General features: G+C 36.7%; 2 protein-coding genes and 2 pseudogenes. 2 read left to right on the top strand and 2 right to left on the bottom strand.

The window, feature by feature from the left end; genetic code table 11:
* Nucleotides 1–277, bottom strand: a pseudogene (locus N518_RS0115130) (IS3 family transposase); the annotation flags it as partial.
* A 192-nt stretch (nt 278–469) separates the two neighbouring features.
* Here N518_RS0115130 and N518_RS16535 point away from each other — a divergent pair.
* Nucleotides 470–643: pseudogene (locus N518_RS16535) on the top strand (transposase); the annotation flags it as partial.
* A gap of 127 nt (nt 644–770) precedes the next feature.
* Here N518_RS16535 and N518_RS0115120 read toward each other — a convergent pair.
* Nucleotides 771–1631, bottom strand: coding sequence for a LysR family transcriptional regulator (locus tag N518_RS0115120; RefSeq protein ID WP_026444478.1), 861 nt, complete (start codon nt 1629–1631; stop codon nt 771–773).
* Between the two features lie 136 nt (nt 1632–1767).
* On the opposite strand from N518_RS0115120, the gene N518_RS0115115 reads away from it, so the two are divergent.
* Nucleotides 1768–2299: AzlC family ABC transporter permease (locus N518_RS0115115; protein ID WP_034594275.1), on the top strand; the 532-nt coding region annotated here is incomplete at its 3' end.

The following is a 2299-nucleotide window of genomic DNA, read 5'->3' as shown; positions in this document are numbered from 1 at the left end:
AGAATCTCATTGGCGCGTTGCAGTTCTTTATTTTCGCGTTCGAGTTGTTTGATACGTTCTTGGTCTGAAAGCTGCTGTACTTTAACTGGATTTTGTTTATCTAAATATTTTTGATACCAAACACGTAGTGTTTCAGGAGTACAACCCTTGCGCAGTATACTGCTCAGGGAGCAATAGCGGTGATCGCAGCCCAATTCGATGGATAATCTTTTTCAGATTCAATCAATAATTGAACCGCTCTTTCTCTAATTTCAGGGGTATATTTTAATTTTGTCATCGGGATAGTCTCTCAGAATATTAACTCTCCGACAAACCCGGTACGGTTCAAATACTTATTACGCAGCAGCCTTTTTCAAACAAGAAATTTCTGCATAGGCTGCTTTTAAAGAGTTCAGATGGTAATCCCCTCCTAAAAATAAAAGGATCTAAAAGTAGAATTTTCTCTTAAGATACAAGCAGGAAATTCTGTATGAAAACATCTAAATTTATTGACAGTCAAATCATGTCCATTTTGAAACAGGCGGAATCTGGTACACCTGTCGCTACTCTTTGCCGTGAACATGGCATGAGCAATGCTACATTCTATAAATGGCGTGCTAAATATGGCGGTATGGATACTTCATTAATGGTTCGACTCAGAAAGTTTGGATATTCTTATTTAATTGAACATTCAATCGCACATAACATTGGACATTGATTCTTATTCTACTTGGACACTTAAATAATTTCTGACAAGTTAAATGTAGGATAAAGATAATTTCTCATTTTATTTATACAATTGATTCTCTCAATGTTGATATTAATAAATCCTGCAAATAGCTTACAGCTTCAAACTCTAGAGATTTTTGACTTCGATAAACTGCTACTTGCATTGGTTTTAGTGGTCCTAGCCCATGTTCAGCACCTAGAATTTTCAAATGGGGTGGCACACTACAACGTGTGAATACAGCGACTGCTAAGCCACTTTCAACAGCAGCAATTTGTCCTGCTAGACTAGAACTATTATATACAACCCGATACGTTTTCCCCTGGAGGGCTAAAGACTGAATAGCATTACGTTTGGCTAAACTTGTATCTTCATATACTGCAATTTTCAGAGGACTTGTTTTCCAAGTTTCAAACTGAGGTGAACCTACCCAGACAAGAGGTTCATAAAACAATAAAGTTCCTTGGCGTGAATGCTCTCTAGAGATTAAAGCTAAATCTAGATCACCAGATTCAATACGAGGAATAAGGGATGTGGATTGCTCGCAATGTAGTTCAATTTCAACTTTGTGATGTAATGTAGAAAACTTCTTTAACACTGGTGTTAAGTAAGTTGATGCGTAGTCATCAGGAACACCTAATCTTATGCGCCCACTTAATTCTGTATTCTGAAAGGCGTTGTGTATTTCATTATGCAAAGCCATCATTCTTCTCGCATAACCTAAAAGCAACTCCCCTTGTGATGTCAGTTGAAGCTGTCTACTTGATCTTTTAATCAATTCACATTGCAAGGCCTCTTCTAATTTTTTAAGTTGCATACTTACAGCCGATTGAGAGCGGTTTAAATCAGGTGCAGCACTTGAAAGTGAGCCTTTATCAACCACAGCTAAGAAACATTTTAGCCAATCAATTTGAAGATCACGCACTCACCGCTACCTTTTAATATTCGATAAACGAATACTATACTACTGAATTATTCGCTTTTATAAATTCAAATAGATTATAAAATTTAATTCCTCTCTCACCTTTATTTTTAAAAGGTTTTCATATCAAGGATCTGTTGTGTCAAACATAGACCAAGAACTTAGCAAATTGAATAATGACCTTATCTGGAAAGGATTCAAAAGTCTGCTTCCTATTTCTATTTTTGTGGCAATTTTTGGTGCTGCATTTGGATTAGCTGCCATTCAGACTGGATTAGATCCTTTATCTATCATTTCGATGAGTACCTTTGTATTTGCGGGCGCTGCTCAATTTGCCACATTAGAATTATGGGGACAAAGTGTGTCTTTAATTCCTCTGCTAGTGACTATTTTCTTCATTAATGCACGACATATTTTAATGGGTGCATCTTTATACCCTTGGCTAAAGAATCTATCGCCACTCAAACGATATAGCATTCTATTAGTCATTTCTGATGCGAATTGGGCATTCGCTCAACAAGCATTTCAAAATCAAAAACAAGGGCTTGGAATTTTATTTGGTGGCGGAATTGCTCTATGGCTATTCTGGGTAATAGGGACTTGTTTGGGTTTATATTTTGGTAGTGTTATTCAAAACCCAACCCATTTTGGTCTAGATATGGTTATGGCTT

Source organism: Acinetobacter sp. UNC436CL71CviS28, from assembly GCF_000620525.1.
Classification (GTDB): domain Bacteria; phylum Pseudomonadota; class Gammaproteobacteria; order Pseudomonadales; family Moraxellaceae; genus Acinetobacter; species Acinetobacter radioresistens.
Note: the sequence above shows the minus strand (reverse complement) of the source record. Positions and strands in the feature narration are given on the sequence as shown.